Raw genomic sequence first — 17,776 nt, 5'->3', positions numbered from 1 at the left:
GCGGGGCGCCACGTGGGCGACCCGCCGTTGCCGCGCGGACCCGCCGCCCGCGGCCGGCCGCCGTGGGCAGGGCCCGGCGCTGTCTGCGGCCCGCCCGCTACACGCGCACGAGCTCGTACTCGTGGCTGCCGAGCCCGATCTTCTCGGCGTGGCTGATGCAGCTCTGCCAATCAGTGTCGGGGTGCGTCACGAAGAAGTGGTCGTGTGCGTGCTCCTCGTCCAGCTCGACGCCCTCGCGCGCGAGCTTGTCGCGCATCTCGGTGAGCTCGGTGTCGGGCAGCGCCGGCTGCGCCAGCACGGCGTCGATGCAGGCCTGGTCGATGGCAACCGGGTCAAAGCTCGCGAACATGCCGATGTCACCAACGATGGGCGTGTCGTTCTCGTCGTGGCAGTCGCAGTTGGGGCTCACGTCGATGGCCAGCGAGATGTGGAAGCTGGGCCGGCCGTCCACCACGGCCTTGGTGTACTCCGCGATCTTGTAGTTGAGCACCTCGACGGCCTGGTCGTAGTCGGGCGTGATGGCATCCTGGTTGCACACGGCAATGCAGCGGCCGCAGCCAACGCAGCGGCCGTGGTCGATGTGCGCCACGCGGATCTCGTGCGTCTTGCCGTTGGCGCCCGTGCGCGTGCGGATCTCGTCGAAGCTGAAGGCGTCGTGCGCGCAGATCTTGGAGCACTGGCGGCACCCAATGCACTTGTTCACGTCAACGCTGGGCTTGCCGGCCGCGTGCTGCTCCATCTTGCCCGCGCGGGAGCCGCCGCCCATGCCCAGGTTCTTCATGCAGCCGCCAAAGCCGGCCTGCTCGTGACCCTTGAAGTGCGTGAGGCTGATCACGATGTCGGCGTCCATGAGGGCGCGACCGATCTTGGCGTTCTTGACGTACTCGCCGCCCACGACGGGCACCTCCACCTCGTCGAGGCCCTTGAGGCCGTCGGCGATGATGGTGTGGCAGCCGGTCTGAAACGGGTTGAAGCCGTTGGCGTAGGCGCTGTCCAGGTGGTCGAGCGCGTTCTTGCGGCCGCCCACGTAGAGCGTGTTGCAGTCGGTGATGAAGGGTTTGCCGCCCAGTTCGCGCACGATGTCGACGATGACGCGGGCGTAGTTGGGGCGCAGGTAGGACAGGTTGCCCGGCTCGCCGAGGTGCATCTTGATGGCGACGAACTTGTTCTGCATGTCGATCTGCTCGATGCCCGCCTTGCGCACGAGGTGGTCGAGCTTCTTGGGCAGGTTGGTCTTGCCGTGCGTGCGCATGTCGGTGAAGTAGACCTTCGAAGTAGTCAAACGTGCCTCGATTCTCCGCATGTATCCAGCAGGCCGCCAAAAAGGGACAGCAGGTTAGCTGACTAATTCCTTTTCGTTGGTATTTAGTTGACGTTGCGTTACTAAGGAAGTATACGACAATCGGGCGTGCCGCTCATCGTAAGGGCTTTGACGCAATCCCGCGGAAAGCCAAACGGGTTACACGGTTAGCCAGGCCGACCCATGCGCCAAGCCAAATGGGTTGCACGGTATACAAGACCGGCCCAGGTCGCGGGCGTAGGCTGCGGGCACCGGAGCGCTTGCCCGGAGGGCCCCAGCAACCTGGGCGCCGACTCTCTTGCACCACTATTTGAAACGCTGTCCCACACTGGGTGTCCCTTGTATTTTTTTGGGAGTCGTGAAGATGGTTTTGCGCACCCATCAGGTAGATTGGCCCCTCGTCCAATCGATTTACCTGCGGTAATAGAAAGTGTCTTCTTGGAGCATCCCCAAAAACGACTTCACGACTCCCAAAAGAAAACAAAGGACACCTCAGACAAGGGCAAATCGCCCCAATTCCGGGACCCAACGCCCAAAAGGGAAGCCGGCCAAACGTGTTCACCACCACAGAGCCCGCCACCAAGCATCTCGGCCAGCCTCACTTACCCACTCTCTTCGTCAACGCCTTGAAGTCTGCCATGAGGGCCGCCTGCCGCGTCGCCATCTTGGCGTTCTCCGTCTTCAGCCGGATCCCGCGCCTCTTGCGCACATAGGCCGCGATTTCCCCGAGGTCATTAGGGCTGCAAAGCTGCTCGTCCCACACACGAATGGTCTCGATGCCCATCAGGAGCAGGGCATTGCTCTTGGAGTCATCGCGACGGCGATTACCCGTCCCATCGTGCAGGCTCCCCTGATACTCAAAGGCTATCCCCGCGTCCTCGTACAGCGCGTCGGGCACCACATACTTCCTACCAGCCATGACAGAAAGGTCTTCTGAGAGGTAGATGCGCTTGTTGAGCACGGGATTGCCGCACCCGAAGCCTCCCTGGGACCGGGGCAGCGCAAGCAGCGCCACCATACGCGACTCCATGGGAGACCACGAGTTTGGCAGGACATACTTGGAGGCAATGCGCGCCCTCACGATTCCGGGCACGCGCTTGTGAAGGGCGCAGACGGCCTGCAGCCGCTCGGGCGTCGCGAGCCGGCGCATGTCCTCCCTGTGCCTTCCGACATGCAGCTTTGAGTCAAGCAGCACGTAGTCGCCACAGAGCTCAAACGCCAAATCGAGCAGGGCGGCAAAGCCAAGCCGGCCGGCCATCTGCAGAAAGGCAAGCTCCGGAGCGCATACATATATGTTGTCCTCCACCTGCGCCGTAAGGCCCTGCCAGACGCTCGGGGACCACACGCAAGACCTGAACTTCTCGGTCTCGTTCCGGCAGGCGGCAGACTCCACGATGAGCCCCACCGGCTCAGAGAGCCCAACCAGCCCGCTCACCCGACGAGCGCCCGCGGCCCTATTGGCCGCCGGTTGCAGCTTTGGGTAACCCGCCAAGAGCTCGGGGCTTTCGGCGCCGGCAAGCAGCAGGTCATCGGGAAATGGGTCGCCAAGCAGATCTCCGGCATCACCGTTTCCGGCAAGCCAAGTCTTGCGCCAAAACTCGAGCGCAGATTCGTAGCCGATGACGACGGGCGGGCGAGGTACCACGGCGGCCCCCAATCGCACGAGGCGGATGATGACGAGCAGAGGAGCTGCGGCCAAGAGGCCAAACGCGGAGGACGCCAACAGAACCGCAGCCGAAGGACTACACACCAAAGCCGCCCGCATGGCAAAAGCCAAAAACCCAACACGGAAGACATCAATGGAGGAACAACGCACGCCCCTTGCTGCCGGCCACCTCGACACTCCCGCTCAGGGAATTATACCGACGATGCATGCCCTCCCTAACACCCCGTCGCGAATACGAGGCGCAAAAGTCGCCCAACGCAGAACGGGTGCACCGGCAGCCAGCCGGTGCACCCGCAAGTAATTAATAGATGCCTCATGCCAATCGCCGGGGCCGGCAGTGGTCAAACGAGCCGCGCGGCGACCAAAGGCGTCGCTACCGCCGCTGACGCGCCTCGATGTCGTGTAGCATGTCGATGCGCACCTGATGACGGCCGCCCTCGTATTCGCCGTCGAGCCAGACGTCAACGATCATCTTCGCCAGCTCGATCCCCACCACGCGTGCGCCAAACGAGAGCATGTTGCTGTTGTTGTGCTGACGGCTGAGCAGCGCGGAGTACGGCTCGGAGCAGGTGCAGCAGCGAATCCCGTTGACCTTGTTCGCCGCGATGCCAATGCCCACCCCCGTTCCGCAAATCACGATGCCGCGGTCGACCTCACCGGAGACAACGGCGTTCGCAACCGCCTCTCCATACTCGGGATAGTTGGCGCGCTCGAGGCTGTCCGTGCCAAAGTTCACCACCTCGTGGCCCTTAGACTCCAGGTACCCCCGGACGATGCTCTTGTACTCAACCGCAACGTGGTCGTTCCCGATACCAATCTTCATGCCAGGCTCCCTTTCTGAACCGAGTCCCAATTCGTTAGTTGACCCTCAAGAACGGCGCGCGAGCGGCAAGCGGGCCGACCTTTACGAGTTCGACGTCGCAACCCTGGGCATTAGTGAGCACGACGGGCGTCTCGATGCTCTTTCCGGCGGCCTTGATCTTGTCGATGTCGAACTCCATGAGCAGGTCTCCTTCCTTCACGCGGTCGCCCTGCGCAACATGCGCGTGGAACGGAACGCCGCCCAGATCCACCGTGTCGAGTCCCACGTGGATGAGCACCTCAAGCCCATCACCCGAGGTCAGGCCAATGGCATGCCCCGTCTTGAACAGCATCGTGACCTCGCCGTCGAACGGAGCGAACACCTTGCCCTCGCTCGGAACCACGAGCGCACCGTCACCCATGACGCGCTTGGCAAACATGTCGTCCGAGCACTCCGCCAGATCCTTCACCTCGCCCGACACGGGCAGCACAAGCTCCTTGCCGGCAAGCGCGGGCGTGGCGGCAGCAGCGGAAAGCACATCGCCCTCACCGAGCCTCTGCTCCTCGGCCACGTCCTCCTCAATGCCCAGCACGCACATGACCACGGCCGATACCACGAAGCAGATGGCCAGACCAATCACGTACCACGCGAGCGTGGGACCCGCGAAGGCCGGAATCGTCGTAAGCCCGCCAAACACGAACGCGTAGGCCTTGACGCCCATGCCGCCCATGAACGCGCCGCCAATTGCTCCGCCGACAAACGCCGCCACCAGCGGCTTCTTGTACTTGACGCCCACGCCGTAGATGGCGGGCTCGGTGATGCCGGCAAAGAAGATGGAGAGCAGGGCAGACATCGAGAACTGCTTCATCTTCTGGCTCTTCGTGCGCAGGAACACGCCAAACGTCGCGCCGGCCATGCCAAAGTTCGTCGCAGCCGTAAACGGAACGATGTAGTCGAAGCCAAGCGTCGAGACGTTCTGGATCATGACGGGGTTCACGGCCCAGTGGATGCCAAAGATCACGAGGATGTTCCAGCAGCTACCCACCACGGCGCCGGCGATCCAGCCGTTGAACCCAATGAGCGCATTCACCGCCGCGGCGATGCCCTGGCCGAGGTAGACCCCGAGCGGGCCCACGATGCCGGCGGTCACCGGCACCATGATAAACAGCGAGATAAGAGGCACGAAGCAGAGCTGCACCGTCTCCGGGATGACCCTCTTGAGCAGCCGCTCGAGCTTGGAGAACACCCAAATCGAGAGAATGGCCGGAATGACGGTGGACGAATATGTCATGAGCACGATGGGCACCCCCATGAACTGGACGACGGTGCCGTTGCCCGCATCGCCCATGAGCGCCACAAAGTCCGGCATGATGAGTGAGCCCATGATGGCAACCGAGACATACGGGCTACAGCCAAACTTCTTAGCCGCCGTATACGCGAGCAAAACGGGCAAGAAGTAGAACACGGCCGTTGAGGCGCAGGTCAGGACCGCATAGGTGCTGCCCGTGGTGGACAGGATGCCAACCTGCGTGCTAAGCAGCACGAGGCCGCGCAGAAGGCCGGAACCGGCAAGCAGCGGCAGCAGCGGGGTGAACAAGGCAGACACCGTCTCCATGAACAGGGCGACAGGCCCGCAGGACCCAGGATCCCCTGCCGTCTCGGGCCCGTCTTTCGAGAAGTCCGTTCCAGCGACGAGCTCCCCGAAGACGCGCTCGACGGCACCACCGATAACGACCTGGTACTGGCCGCCATTTCGCACGACGCTCATGACACCGTCGAGCGCCTCGATGGCGTCCGTGTTCGCCTTGGCTTCGTCCTTAAGGTTAAATCTCAGTCGCGTCGCACACCTGGCAACGTTGTTGACGTTGCCTGCGCCTCCAACAAGTTCAAGAATCTGCTTTCCGAGCGTTGTATCCATGCTGTTTCCCTCCACAAGGACGAGCGTGGTTGTGTGCGTGATGCGGGCGCGCCAAACCGATCGCCGGCGCAGCCCAGAGAATGCGAGAGACACGGCGCCGGCACGAGAACGGGCCACGCAGGAGCGTCGCTACTCGGCGCGAAGCTCCGCGAAAATCTCTCCGTAGGGGCGCCCCTTGCCAAAGACCGCCGAGGTGCCGAGCACGAAGCCGTCAACCCCCTGCACGCCCAGCGTCTTTACGCGTTCCGGGCTGCAGGCGCCGTCGATGACGACCCGATAGCCAAAGAAGTCCTTCTCTGCCACGAGGCGCCACAGCTTGCCCTCGACGTAGTCGCAGTACTTCTGGCCCGCAAAGCCGGGATTTACCGTCATGACGAGCACGTAGTCCACGAGCGGGAGCAGCTCGTGCACGGTCTCGAACGACGTTCCCGGGTTTACGGCAATGCCGGGATGGGCGCCGGCGTCTCGGACCCTGGCGAGCGTTCGGGTCACGTGGGCGTCAGCCTCCGGGTGCACATAGACGATCCGAGCACCCAGCTTTGTGAACAGGTCAACATAGGCGCCAGGATTCTCAATCATGAGATGCACGTCGCACGGCTTGCTCGTGTGGCTCACCACGTACTCAACATCCCCCAGGCCAAGGGCGAAATTGGGTACGAAGACACCGTCCATGACGTCGAGATGGAAGATGTCGGCGCCCGCCTCGTCGAGCTCGCGCACCTCCCCCTCGAGATTTCCGAAGTCCGCGCACATCATCGATGGGCAGAGCAGCTTTTCCATGACATCCCTTTCACGAGCCGCTTCTGGCTGTCGCGCATGCTTCTCTACCTGCGCGAGTAAACGTTTACGCAGCTGATACTACCTAGGTTTGCGGTAACGTTTACTCACGAGTGAGGCCTACCGTTCGAACGGTATATAATCGCTGGGTAAGCGTAAGGGTAATCGTTTACTCAGTGTTACCCACGACGAGACCACGGAGTCCGCCGCGCCATTGCGGGTGGTATCGTTTACCCAACGCCCGCACGCACGCCGCCCCGAAAGGCCAGCCATGCCCCAGAAGAACATCTCCATCCGAGATATCGCCCAGCGGGCCGGCGTCTCCATTGCCACCGTGTCGCGCGTCATCAACAACAACGGCCGCTTCTCGGAGGAGACGCGCCAGCGCGTGCAGCGCTTCATCGACGAGAGCGGTTACGTCACGAACATGGCGGCGCGCAGCCTGCGCAGCTCGCGGTCGCGCACCATCGGGGTCATTGTGCCGGACATCAGCAACGAGTGGTTCTCGCGCATGGTGCTTGAGCTCGAGGGCAGCTTCTTCGAGAAGGGCTACTCCGTCTTTATCTGCAACACCTCGCAAGACGAGGCGCGCGAGGACGAGTACTTCCGCCTGCTCGACGCCAAGCTCGTGGACGGCATCATCTGCATCTCGGGCCGCCCGGAGATTCCCACGGACGCCATCTCGCGCGCCATCCCCATCGTGTGCATAGACCGTCACCCCGAGACGGACGCCCCCATCTACTACGTGGAGTCCGACCACCGCCAGGGCGGTTACCTCGCCACAAGCGCGCTCATTGAGCGAGGGTGCTCGCATATCGCGCTCGTCTCGCGACATCGGGAGCTCTCGCCCACGCAGAGCCGCTTCAAAGGCTACCGGCAGGCGCTCGCAGACCACGGGCTGCCTTATGACGAGCGGCTACGAATCGTCGTAGGCGGAGACCCCGCACGCGACGGCATGCGCACGCGCGAGGCCGTAGACGCGCTCATCGAATCCGGCATACCGCTCGACGGCATCTTTGCCACGAACGACCGGCGCGCCTTCCAGGCGGTCTCATCGCTGCAGGCTCACGGCCTGCGTGTCCCCGAGGACGTCAAGGTCATCGGGTTCGACGACACCTCCATCGCGAGTGCCTGCAAGCCCACAATCTCCACGATGCGCCAGGACGCCTCCGCACTCGCGCGTGCCGCTCGCAACCTGTTCCTGCGCGCCTCTACGGGAGAGAGCATCCCCGGCGACGAGCGCCACGTCGTTCTGCCCGTCTTGTTCGTGGAGCGCGAGAGCACGGGCTGATGGCGGGTCCCAGGCCAGCCCCACTCACCGGGAGGCATGGCCCGACCCAGGCGTCTGCCCGCTCACATCCTGCCGCCCGCTCCCGGCACGCGAATCGCCGCACGCCTTGCGGTTTCCCTCCCTCCACGCAAGCCTACAAAGAGGGAGGACGCGACACATGCCACGCCCTCCCTCGCAAGCGCTCTACCCGAACCGCCGCTGCGGCCAAACGGCCCGACGCAGCCAAACGACCCGATGCAGCCAAGCCGCTCTCGCAGTCGCACGCCTTAACGCGCCCGCGCTGCCAGGCAGCCACCAAGCCAAACGCGTCTGCGCTACTCGGCCTTCTCGATCATCGCACGCACGGTGGCCTGCAGGTTGTCCAGGTACTCCTGGCTGGGAATCCAGTTGCACGCAACCGTGTCGACCGGCAGCTGGAACCCAGCGGCCTCAAGCTCCTTGCCCACGTTCTTGGGGCCAATCGGCGCCCAGCCGTACGAGCCAAACGCAAGGCCCACACGCTGCTTGTTCTTCGGCGACAGCCCGCGCATGTAGCACAGGAAGCTGGCCACCGTGGGCAGCATCTGCGAGTTGAGCGTCGGCGAGCCCACGCACACGTACTTGGCGTCCAGGAAGTCCGTCATGATGTCGGACTGGTGCATCTCCTTGAGGTCGATGTAGCGCGCCGGCACGTCCTCCTCGACAAACGCCTCGCAAATGGCCTTGGCCATCTTCGCCGTCGACTGCCACATGGAGTCGTACACCACCAGTGCCTTCTCCTTGACCTCGCCCGAGGTGAACTGCGTGTACGCCTCGAGGATATCGGGGATGTGCTTGGTCCAGATGATGCCGTGCGACGGCGCGATCATCTCGAGGTCAAGCGTCTTGACGGCCTCGAGCGCCTTGCACGCTTGCTTCTGGTACGGCTGCACGATGTTGGCGTAGTACTTGCGCGCCTGGTGCATGATCTCACACAGGTCGTTCTCCACGTCGAGGTGCTTGGAAGTGGCGTAGTGCTGGCCGAACGCGTCGTTCGAGAACAGAATCTTGTCCTCGGGGCAGTAGGTGACCATGTTATCGGGCCAGTGCACCATCGGCGTCTGCACGAAGGTGAGCGTGCGCTTGCCGATGGAGATGGAGTCGCCAGTCTTGACGCCCTTGACGTCGATGCCAAAGTGGGCGGCGACCTCCTTCACGCCAGCGGGCGCGGAGGCGTAGATCTCGGCGTTGGGAGCAACCTCGTGGATACGCGGCAGCGAGCCGGAGTGGTCCATCTCGACGTGGTTGGTGATGACGACATCAATCTTGGAGGGATCGACAATCTGGGAGATGCGCTGGAGAAGCTCGTCGGCAAACTTGGCCTTGACCGTGTCGATGAGGGTGACCTTCTCGTCCATGATGAGGTAGGCGTTGTAGGTGATGCCCATCTCGGTGGTGTAGCCGTGGAACATGCGCTCGTTCCAGTCGATGCCGCCAACCCACCAGATCCCCGGCTTAACCTCGCGTGCAGTTAGCATGGTTCCCCTTTCGTCGCGCGGTTGCGCGCCGCGCGTCACATGGCGCCGAGACGGGCGCCGCACCTTGGCTACCAAACAGTCTAATGATAGTCGATTTTAATTGATAGTCATTTAATAGCAATTGCGGAAAGTTTGACTGGTGATGTGGGTGAGGGGAAAGGGAGGAGGGGCGTTCGAGGGGCGCCGCCGCAGGTCAACGCCGCAGCCCGACGCCCCGCTGCCCTACCGGCCGGCGGCGCGGCGGGCGGCCCACTCCTCGGCGAGCTTGGCCTGCACGTCGTGCGGCACCTGCTCGTAGCCCTCGAGCTCGAGCGTGAACTCGCCCGTGCCGCGCGAGAGCGACCGCAGCCGCGTCGCGTAGTCAAGCACCTCGGCGTATGGCACGCGCGCCTGGATCGTGGTGGCCCCGCGCTCGCCCGTGTCCATGCCCTCGACGCGCCCGCGGCTCGCGCTCACGTCGCCCATAACCGAGCCGGCGTAGTCCTCGGGCACCGTGACCCTGAGCGTCGCCATCGGCTCGAGCACCACGGGCTCGGCGTCGGCCGCCGCCTTCTGGAAGCCCAGGCGCGCCGCCGCCCTGAACGCCATCTCGTTGGAGTCGACGCTGTGATAGCTGCCGTCGAAGCAGGCCACGCGCACGTCAATCATGGGATAGCCGGCCACCACGCCCTCGCGCATGGTCTCCTGCACGCCCTTGTCCACAGCCGGGATGAGACCCTTGGGGATGCGCCCGCCCACGACCTCGTCGACGAACTCGTAGCCGCCGCCCGCGTTGGGCTCGAGCCGCAGCCAGCAGTCGCCGTACTGCCCCGCGCCGCCAGTCTGCTTCTTGTGGCGGCCCTGGGCGCTCGCCGTGCGGCGGATCGTCTCGCGGTACGGCACGCGCAGCAGCACCACGTGCGCGCCCACGCCGGCGCGGGCGGCCATGCGGTCGAGCAGCACCGCCACCTGCGCCTCGCCGATCGCGCTGATCACGGTCTGGCCCGTGTCCTCGTCGCGCGTGACCGTGATCGTGGGGTCGGACTCGCAGCTCTTCTCGAGAAACGAGAACAGCTTGTCCTCCGTGCCGCGCTTGTCGGGCTCGATCGCCACGCGGTACAGCGAGTTGGGGAAGCGGAACGCCGCGGCCTCGACCTTGCCGGTCACCGACAGCGTGTCACCGGCCCGCGCGCCGATCTTGGGCACCACCACGATGTCGCCGGCCTCGGCGGCCCGCACCTCGGTCATGTCGCGGCCCACCATGCGGTAGATGTGGGCGAGGCGCTCGGGCTTGCGCGTGCGGGCGCACGTGAGCTCCAAGCCCGGCGTGATGGTGCCGGCCAACACCTTCACCAGCGCGAGGCGCCCGTTCTGCGGGTCGTTGAGCACCTTGAACACGAAGCCCACCGGGCGGTCGTCGCCCGGGTCGATGTCGAGGAAGTCGCCGTTCACGAGCGGCACGCCGCCAAAGTCGCTGGCCGCCGGGAAGTACGTCTCGATGTCGTCGAGCAGGCTGGTCACGCCCTCCTCGCGCGTACACGAGCCCACGAACACCGGCACGAAGATGCGCTCGGCGATGGCCTTGGCGAGCAGACGCTCTAGCTCGTCCTGGGTGAGTTGCTCGTCGCCGTCGAGGTACTTGAGCATGAGCTCGTCGTCGGCCTCGACCACCAGCTCGCAGAGACGCGAGCGTGCCTCCTCGGCGGCGTCGGCCATCTCGGCGGGAATGTCGCACGAGACGGGCTTGCCCTTGTCGTCGAGGTGGCGGGCCTGCATGCGGATAAGGTCGATGATGCCCTTGAAGTCGTCGCCCACGCCCCATGGCAGCGTCACCGCGCCGAGACGGGCGCCAAAGCGCTCCTGGAGCGCGGCGAGGGTCTCGTCGTAGTGAGCCTCGGAACGGTCGATGCGGTTCACGAACACGGCGCGGGCCAGCGACAGGTCCTCGGCCGCATACCACAGGCGCGTGGTCACCGCACCCGGCTCGCCGGCGGCGTCCACCACGAACACGGCCGTCTCCACGGCGCTCATGGCGGCGTAGGCGTCGCCAATGAAGTCCGGGTAGCAGGGGGCGTCGATGACGTTCAGGCGCGCGCCCCTCCAGGGGACCGGCGCCATGGCGAGCTTGATCGAGAAGGAGCGCTTCTCTTCCTCGGGGTCGTAGTCAAGCGTGGGCTTGGTGCCCTTGTGGCCACCCAGGCGGTTGGTGACGCCTGAGAGGTGGAGCATGGCCTCCGCGAGCATGGTCTTGCCCACTCCGCCTTGGCCCACGAGGGCAACGTTCCTGATCTTCTCGCTCATGGGGACTCCCTCCCGTTGGGTGCGGGCGGAGTCGCCGGGGGCGCGGCGACGGACCGCCCGCATGTAAGTAAGGAACTCGTAACGATGACGGTACCTAATGGGAGGGACGACAAGGGCCCCGCCTGCCAACCAACCGGCAGACGGGGCCCTTACATGGGCAGACGGTCGCGGACACGGGCGCTACTTCACCCGGGACTCGGCCTGCCACCAGTCGCCGAGACGGTCGATGTTGCCCTGGATGTGGGCGCACGACGCGGCAAAGGAGTCCTTCTCGCGCTGGTTGAGGTCGAGCGTGAAGACCTCCTCGACGCCGTCGGCACCCACCACGCACGGCAGGCTGGCAAAGTGACCACTCTGACCATACTCGCCGGTCATGAGCGTGGACGCGGCGGTGACGTAGTGCTCGTTGCCCAGGACAGCCTGCACCAGGCGGCAGCCGGCCAGCGACACGGCGTACTCGGTGCACTGCTTGCCCGCGTAGGACACGTAGCCGCCGCGACGCGCCAGCTCCTCGACCTCAGGCCCGTCAAAGCCAAAGCGCTCGGGCTGCTCCACGGCAAGCTCGGAGAGGGGCTTGCCGCCAAAGTTCACGCCCGAGAAGGCCGCAAACTGCGAGAAACCGTGCTCGCCCAGCATGTAGGCGCAGATGGAGTGCTGGTCCAGGCCCACCTTGTCGGCGATGGCATTGCGCAGGCGCGCCGAGTCCAGGCCGGTGCCCGAGCCCACCACGCGGCGCGGGTCGCAGCCGGAGAGGCGCCAAATCTCGGTGCAGACCACGTCGCAGGGGTTGGAGATGGAGACCCACACGCCCGAGAAACCCGCGTCGGCGATGCGGGGCACGAAGGTGCGCGCGATGTCGGTAGTCACGAACAGCTCGCCGTCGCGGTCCTTGGCACTCGCGGTGACCTCGCCCGCGGCGTTCACGATGATGTCGCAACCGGCCAGCTTCTCGTAGTCGTCGCCCACACTCACGATCTTGGCGTTGTGCGGATAGTAGGAGAGCGCGTCGTTGAGGTCCTGGTACTCGCTCGTGAGCTTCTTCTCGTTGATGTCGGAGAGGTAGAGCTCGTCCACGAGGCCCTGCATGAGCAGGTTGTGCGCCACATGCGCACCCACGTGGCCAAGGCCGACGACGCCAACCTTGCGAATGAAAGCCATGACGTATCCTTTCGTCGTGAGATTGCGAACGCGGGGCGCCGACCGGGGTCTTGTGGGATGGCTGGGGGGGGTGCGGGCGGCGAGGCCGTCCGTGGTGCCCTCGGCCATGGGGCTCCAGGGTCGTCCGGCGATTGCGGAACACGGTAGCACCAATGCGTGGCTGGTGAGGCGAGTTTTTTGATGCACAGACCGCGTGCACGGGCGGACTGGGCGAGGGGCCGCGGCGGCCGCGCGCAGGACGGGATCGCGGGCGGCGGGCTCGGACGGGGCGGTCCCGGCCAATCCGCGCAGGGCGAGAACCGCCAAAGGATGGGATCGGAGGAGAGCATGGGATTTCGAACGTACACGTGCCCCATCGCGCGGTCGTGCGGCGGCTGCGAGTGGCTGGCGGTGCCCTACCCAATCCAGCTGCGCCGCAAGCGCGAGGCCATCGTCGAGCTGTTCTCCGACGTGCTGGCCGAGCTGCCCACCTCCGAGACGCGCGAGCGCCAGGTGCCCATCCATGGCATGGACGTGGACGGCATGGAGCCCGTGCACTTTCGCCACAAGGCCGCCACGCCGTTTGCCCCAGGGTCGCGCGGCGCCATGCGCTCGGGCTTCTACGCGCGTGGCACGCACCGCATCGTGCCCTGCGCCGACTGCCTCGTGGAGGCCCCTGGCGCCCGTCGCGTGCTCTCGGCGGTGGCGCGGGCGGCCGAGGAGCTCCGCATTCCCGCCTACGAGGAGGACCGCGGGCGCGGCTTGTTACGCCACGCCGTGGTGCGCATGGGCTTCGCCACCAATGATTGCCTTCTCACGGTGGTTACCAACGGTCGCGGCATCGCCCGCGAGCGCGAGTTCGTCCAGCATATCCTCGCCCATGCGCCGGAGGTCACGGCCATCGCGCAGAACGTCAACCAGAGACGCACCAATGCCATCCTTGGCCGCGAGACGCTCGCGCTCTATGGCGGCGGGCACATGGTCGACCAGCTGCTGGACGTGAGCTTCGAGATTGGCCCCACGTCGTTCTACCAGACCAACCCGGCCCAGACCGAGGTGCTCTACGACCTTGCCATCCGGGGCGCGGGCCTCGAGGGCGGCATGCGCGTGCTCGACGCCTACTGCGGCATCGGCACCATCGGGCTCTGCGCGGCAAGCAGGGTCGACGGCCTGCGGGTTGTTGGCGTAGAGCAGGTGGAGGGCGCCGTGGCCGACGCCCGCGCCAACGCCGCGCGCAACGGCCTGGGCGAGCGCTGCCGATTCATCTGCGCCGACGCCACCGCCTACATGCGCGACGCCCGCCGCGACTGCCTCGGCTTTGACGTGGTGCTCATGGACCCGCCGCGCGCAGGCTCCACGCCGGAGTTCCTCCACGGGGTACTGGGTCTTGTTCCCGAGCGCGTGGTCTACATCTCGTGCAACCCCGTGACGCAGCGCCGGGACGTCGACGTGCTCATGGCCGGCGGTTACCGCCTCGAGTCGCTCGACGTGGTGGACATGTTCCCCCACACCAAGCACGCCGAGACCGTCGCCGTCCTCCGCCGCCGTTAGCCGCCCGCTAAATCCGCAGGTACCAGCGTTAATCCACGGGCACCGGCCGTTAAACCCGCAGGTACCGACGTTAATCCACGGGCGCCGGCTGTTAAACCCGCAGGTGCGTCATCCCTTTTTTATCTACTTGAAATGAAGTCCCAGGACTTGGACCGTTCGATCAAAGAGGGCTTGGACCGTTCGATCAAAGCCCTGGGACTTGGTTTTGCCAATTATCCAGTTGGTGGTCACGAGGGGCTATTTACCGTGCCTTATTGGTTCGCAAGCCCGCCAACCTTGCGCCCAAATGGCCCCCTGAAGGCAATGTTGGGCGCGGCGCTTCCTCTCAAAGGCTCATATTTCTTTCCAAGCCCTCGGAATAGAGTTGATTCCGCTGCGCGAGCCAAGGTAAATCGCCCTCCGTGACCACCAAGGCAAGATTCGGCCTTGGCACGAACCGCTCATTGAGCTTTGGGGGGCTAAAGGTGGGCGCAGACAATCGCACGGGTGCCACACAAAAAAGCGCGCCGCTCTCGGGAGAGTCGGCGCGCGTTGGCATATGCATATGTGTATATAAGTTGGGTTTGTTTGACCAACGCGTTGGCGACGGAATAAAGTTATTGTTGGTTTGGACTTGGTGGCGGGTCTCCCTACCCTTCGAGTTGCCTTGGATTCGAACGAAGGGAGACCCGCATGAATCGTACAGCACCGGGCGTTGATTCGAGTGGATTGCAGTGCGCAGGATCGACGCATGCCGCCTGACCGGTACCAAAGACTCCGCCGAGCCGAACCTACTCCGGATGTATCGAGTCGTACCGTCACGGCATTGCCAGCACGAATGCTCCAACGGCAAGGAGCGCGAGGAACGCGACGATACCGAACCACGCGCTCGGTCTCGCGAGGTTAACCGTCCAGCTGGTTCCGAAACGCTTGGGGACCCAGACGGCCGAGTCGCCGGGATTGAAATAGAACACTCCTGCGTACCAGTGCCGGTCGTCGTCACGGGGCATCGTTTCGTCGTCCGCCCCGTTTTCGGCATTGGTCGGGTGAAAGCCATTCCACCCATAGAACATGGCGATGACGGTGCATCCAGCGAATGCGAGCACGACGGCGAACATGCCGGCTGCGCCCACGGCGTCCAGCGGGACCAGTCCAAGCAGGCCCAGTTGCAGCGTGAGGCCGACGCCCAGCGTCGCGGCGACGCCGACGAGAAGCGCGCAGACGCTCCACGCGCGCGACGTCACGGCATGCCTCCATGCCGAACGCTGGGGTTGAAGCGGGTCGACCGGACGCTTCGCGCGGAGGACGGCGACGTGCACAACCGTTATCACGATGGCGATGACGAGTTCGAAAACGGGTGCGAGCCAGATTAGCCACGGGCTTTTGCCGACCCAGACGTCGACGGCACTGACCATATTCATGTGTATCGGCACATACTGCGGCATGCCGGCGTAACCCGCGTATCCGACGATGACCGTTGCCGCGATGATCGCTATGTAGGCTAGGTCGCACCACAGCGGCAGTGGCTTGGGCAGTGAATCGTCGATGACGGCGACGCGTCGATCGCCAGCGGCTTTCCAGCCGCGTTCCGCCTTGACCGCAATCACCTCGCGCCGGCACCGCTGCAGCCAGACGAATCCGAACACCGTGATTAGAAACAAGGAGATGGCCGCGGACCAAAGTGCCGCCGTCAGGCCGAATCCGCGCCATACGCCGAAGCCGGTGAGCGCCGACAAGCCGCCGAAGCATCCGACGGCCAGCGAATAGTACCTCCTGAGGCCCGCAAGGCTCGTATCGTCAAACGCCGCGGGCGGCACGGTGACGCCGAACAGCTCGTGCCGGTCGGTCGTCCATGGTGCTGCCGCCACGGAGACGGTCGCCAGAACCGGCAGTAGCAGCCACATCGCCATCGTGATGATGGCCATTGCGTTGTCATTCATTGTTTCCCCCTTGCGCAGGGCCCTGAAGTCCCCGTCCGTATATCAGTTCGCATTGGCGCCGGGCCATGATGAGGAACGACGCCATGTCGCCTCCGCCCGCCTTGTGGGCGAGGACGAGGCGGTGAAGACTCTCCTCCGTGCGTCCGGTCCGGTTCACCGCCTCGCCGTGTTCGGCGACGACGGCACCGGAGCCGCGGCGCATGATGATGTAACCGTCATCGCGCAGCGTTGCATACGCCCTGTTGACGGTGTGCAGGTTGATGCCGAGATCGACGGCCAGCGATCGCACCGACGGCAGACGGTCGCCGGGCGCGAGTTCGCCGTTTGCGACCGCGGCGATAATCTGTCGCCGCAGCTGCTCGTAGAGCGGCGTGGCATCGCCCTGGTCGATGTCAATGAGCATCCCCATGTTTAGACCCCCTCCTTCCGAGTGCTCCATTTGTTCTATATCTACTATAACACTTTTTGATTTGACACAATGGACATTGAAAAGAAGAGCCTGAAACGACCTGCCGACCCAGACGTGCGTGATTGTCATCGTGGCCATCGCCGCTACCGAAGCGGACGGTGGGCGATGCCGAGAAGGGGAACGCGAACAAATTCGCGGTCCGTAAAGCAGTCGGGGGATGAATGCGACATCGAATGCGAAACGCAAGGTGCAGCGTCAAAAGAGAATGGAGAGACCCCGAAAGCGGCTTCAAGGAGCTTGAAAAGCCGTCTACCCGGAATACGCGGCTGCCATAAGTCAGGATCGGGACCAGTGCGGCCGTATCATAAAAAAGAAAGGCCGCATTGAACAGTGCAGATACGGCTTGACGACAAAGAGGCCCTCGACATATCAGTGAAAACGGTCAACGATCATTATGCGGTCAACGGCACGCAAACCGGCGAGCATTCTTGTTTGGGTCTAACAGGCCCTCTTGTCTTGGGATAAACCAACACGTTGGCCTAACAGACCCTATAAGTTACTCAAGAAGGGCAAACCGCCTCACTAACCCCAGCTACTCCTTCTTGGTATCATTCTCCGGCTCGAGGGTGATGGAGGGCTTGCAACCAAACACAGCCGCTATATCAGACATGGTCTTGAGCGTGGGGTTCGTCCGACCATTCTCGAAACGACTGATGAACGCCTGCTGTAGGCCAGCGTCCTCTGCGACTTGCGACTGTGTCATGCCCTTCTCTCTGCGAACGCGTGCGAATGCCTGTCCCACGGCAATGCTCAGCCGATGAGCATCCGTACCCTTCTGAATCCTCATGTCTCCCACGCCCCCATGGGTCTCGTTACGTACGTCTTTATCCCGTACTCGCGTACAGAAACCGCAAAATGCGCGGGATCTCCCACATTGCGGCGGCGCTCCAACCCGTAGGACGAGAGTGTGTCCCAAGGGAGGCGTACGCCGTCTCGCTGTTGTATCTCCTTGCTCTCATGCCACATTTTGGGACAGTCCGGTAACAATTACCAGATATCTATTAGTTTTGATTTTTAGTCGATAAAAGTCAGTTACTTTCCTGCGGTTATGTCTTTTGCAATATGGATGTCATTCTCATGCTCGTGGCGCTGTCTCCAAAAAGATACCGCGAAGGGCTAAGTGCAAACGCCTCGGACGTGACATCCTTCCGGATGATTTGTCACATTTTG

At 63.9% G+C, this 17,776-nt stretch carries 13 protein-coding genes; 2 read left to right on the top strand and 11 right to left on the bottom strand.

Features of this window, described 5'->3' with window-relative positions:
* Positions 1 to 97 precede the first annotated feature (97 nt).
* From EFAMC1_RS01450 to EFAMC1_RS01430, 5 genes are all read right to left on the bottom strand, one after another.
* Positions 98 to 1,282: a DUF362 domain-containing protein gene (locus EFAMC1_RS01450; RefSeq protein ID WP_410054779.1), complete on the bottom strand. Its 1,185-nt coding sequence runs from the start codon at positions 1,280 to 1,282 to the stop codon at positions 98 to 100.
* 616 nt (positions 1,283 to 1,898) lie between these two features.
* Entirely contained in the window at positions 1,899 to 3,143 is a 1,245-nt protein-coding gene (locus EFAMC1_RS01445; RefSeq protein WP_261981709.1) for a hypothetical protein, read from the bottom strand.
* A 196-nt stretch (positions 3,144 to 3,339) separates the two neighbouring features.
* Entirely contained in the window at positions 3,340 to 3,789 is a 450-nt protein-coding gene (gene rpiB / locus EFAMC1_RS01440; RefSeq protein ID WP_154052567.1) for a ribose 5-phosphate isomerase B, read from the bottom strand.
* 34 nt (positions 3,790 to 3,823) lie between these two features.
* The gene (locus tag EFAMC1_RS01435; RefSeq protein WP_154052566.1) at positions 3,824 to 5,686 is read right to left on the bottom strand and encodes a beta-glucoside-specific PTS transporter subunit IIABC; all 1,863 of its coding nucleotides are present in this window, start codon (positions 5,684 to 5,686) and stop codon (positions 3,824 to 3,826) included.
* Positions 5,687 to 5,815: 129 nt separating this feature from the next.
* Complete coding sequence (locus EFAMC1_RS01430) at positions 5,816 to 6,466, bottom strand: ribulose-phosphate 3-epimerase (RefSeq protein WP_154052565.1); 651 nt, start codon at positions 6,464 to 6,466, stop codon at positions 5,816 to 5,818.
* A gap of 268 nt (positions 6,467 to 6,734) precedes the next feature.
* Here EFAMC1_RS01430 and EFAMC1_RS01425 point away from each other — a divergent pair, with 268 nt between their 5' ends.
* Positions 6,735 to 7,754 carry a LacI family DNA-binding transcriptional regulator gene (locus EFAMC1_RS01425; protein ID WP_154052564.1) on the top strand — a complete coding sequence of 340 codons (1,020 nt, stop codon included), beginning with the start codon at positions 6,735 to 6,737 and terminating at the stop codon, positions 7,752 to 7,754.
* Positions 7,755 to 8,068: 314 nt separating this feature from the next.
* Here EFAMC1_RS01425 and EFAMC1_RS01420 read toward each other — a convergent pair whose 3' ends face one another.
* The 3 genes from EFAMC1_RS01420 to EFAMC1_RS01410 form a co-directional block, all read right to left on the bottom strand.
* Positions 8,069 to 9,250: an FprA family A-type flavoprotein gene (locus EFAMC1_RS01420; protein WP_154052563.1), complete on the bottom strand. Its 1,182-nt coding sequence runs from the start codon at positions 9,248 to 9,250 to the stop codon at positions 8,069 to 8,071.
* Between the two features lie 222 nt (positions 9,251 to 9,472).
* Entirely contained in the window at positions 9,473 to 11,530 is a 2,058-nt protein-coding gene (locus tag EFAMC1_RS01415) for an elongation factor G (RefSeq protein WP_154052562.1), read from the bottom strand.
* 180 nt (positions 11,531 to 11,710) lie between these two features.
* Entirely contained in the window at positions 11,711 to 12,688 is a 978-nt protein-coding gene (locus tag EFAMC1_RS01410) for a lactate/malate family dehydrogenase (RefSeq protein ID WP_154052561.1), read from the bottom strand.
* Positions 12,689 to 13,015: 327 nt separating this feature from the next.
* Here EFAMC1_RS01410 and rlmD point away from each other — a divergent pair, with 327 nt between their 5' ends.
* Positions 13,016 to 14,218 (top strand): 23S rRNA (uracil(1939)-C(5))-methyltransferase RlmD, encoded by a 1,203-nt coding sequence (rlmD, locus tag EFAMC1_RS01405; protein ID WP_154052560.1) that lies wholly within the window; start codon positions 13,016 to 13,018, stop codon positions 14,216 to 14,218.
* A gap of 797 nt (positions 14,219 to 15,015) precedes the next feature.
* Here the strand turns inward: rlmD and EFAMC1_RS01400 are convergent.
* From EFAMC1_RS01400 to EFAMC1_RS01390, 3 genes are all read right to left on the bottom strand, one after another.
* A complete protein-coding gene (locus EFAMC1_RS01400; protein WP_154052559.1) occupies positions 15,016 to 16,137 on the bottom strand; it encodes a DUF1648 domain-containing protein in 1,122 nt (373 codons plus the stop codon).
* Positions 16,130 to 16,546 carry a GntR family transcriptional regulator gene (locus EFAMC1_RS01395; RefSeq protein WP_261981708.1) on the bottom strand — a complete coding sequence of 139 codons (417 nt, stop codon included), beginning with the start codon at positions 16,544 to 16,546 and terminating at the stop codon, positions 16,130 to 16,132. Before EFAMC1_RS01395 ends, EFAMC1_RS01400 begins: the two co-directional genes overlap by 8 nt.
* 592 nt (positions 16,547 to 17,138) lie before the next feature.
* Entirely contained in the window at positions 17,139 to 17,393 is a 255-nt protein-coding gene (locus EFAMC1_RS01390; protein WP_154052558.1) for a helix-turn-helix domain-containing protein, read from the bottom strand.
* Between the last annotated feature and the right edge of the window lie 383 nt (positions 17,394 to 17,776).

It is taken from the genome of Olsenella uli, assembly GCF_901212675.1.
Classification (GTDB): domain Bacteria; phylum Actinomycetota; class Coriobacteriia; order Coriobacteriales; family Atopobiaceae; genus Parolsenella; species Parolsenella uli_B.
Note: the sequence above shows the minus strand (reverse complement) of the source record. Positions and strands in the feature narration are given on the sequence as shown.

Coding starts and splice junctions, on each gene's coding strand:
- rpiB (WP_154052567.1), bottom strand. CDS start 3,789: ATGAAGATTGGTATCGGGAACGACCACGTTGCGGTTGAGTACAAGAGC.
- EFAMC1_RS01435 (WP_154052566.1), bottom strand. CDS start 5,686: ATGGATACAACGCTCGGAAAGCAGATTCTTGAACTTGTTGGAGGCGCA.
- EFAMC1_RS01430 (WP_154052565.1), bottom strand. CDS start 6,466: ATGGAAAAGCTGCTCTGCCCATCGATGATGTGCGCGGACTTCGGAAAT.
- EFAMC1_RS01425 (WP_154052564.1), top strand. CDS start 6,735: ATGCCCCAGAAGAACATCTCCATCCGAGATATCGCCCAGCGGGCCGGC.
- EFAMC1_RS01420 (WP_154052563.1), bottom strand. CDS start 9,250: ATGCTAACTGCACGCGAGGTTAAGCCGGGGATCTGGTGGGTTGGCGGC.
- EFAMC1_RS01415 (WP_154052562.1), bottom strand. CDS start 11,530: ATGAGCGAGAAGATCAGGAACGTTGCCCTCGTGGGCCAAGGCGGAGTG.
- EFAMC1_RS01410 (WP_154052561.1), bottom strand. CDS start 12,688: ATGGCTTTCATTCGCAAGGTTGGCGTCGTCGGCCTTGGCCACGTGGGT.
- rlmD (WP_154052560.1), top strand. CDS start 13,016: ATGGGATTTCGAACGTACACGTGCCCCATCGCGCGGTCGTGCGGCGGC.
- EFAMC1_RS01400 (WP_154052559.1), bottom strand. CDS start 16,137: ATGAATGACAACGCAATGGCCATCATCACGATGGCGATGTGGCTGCTA.
- EFAMC1_RS01395 (WP_261981708.1), bottom strand. CDS start 16,546: ATGGGGATGCTCATTGACATCGACCAGGGCGATGCCACGCCGCTCTAC.
- EFAMC1_RS01390 (WP_154052558.1), bottom strand. CDS start 17,393: ATGAGGATTCAGAAGGGTACGGATGCTCATCGGCTGAGCATTGCCGTG.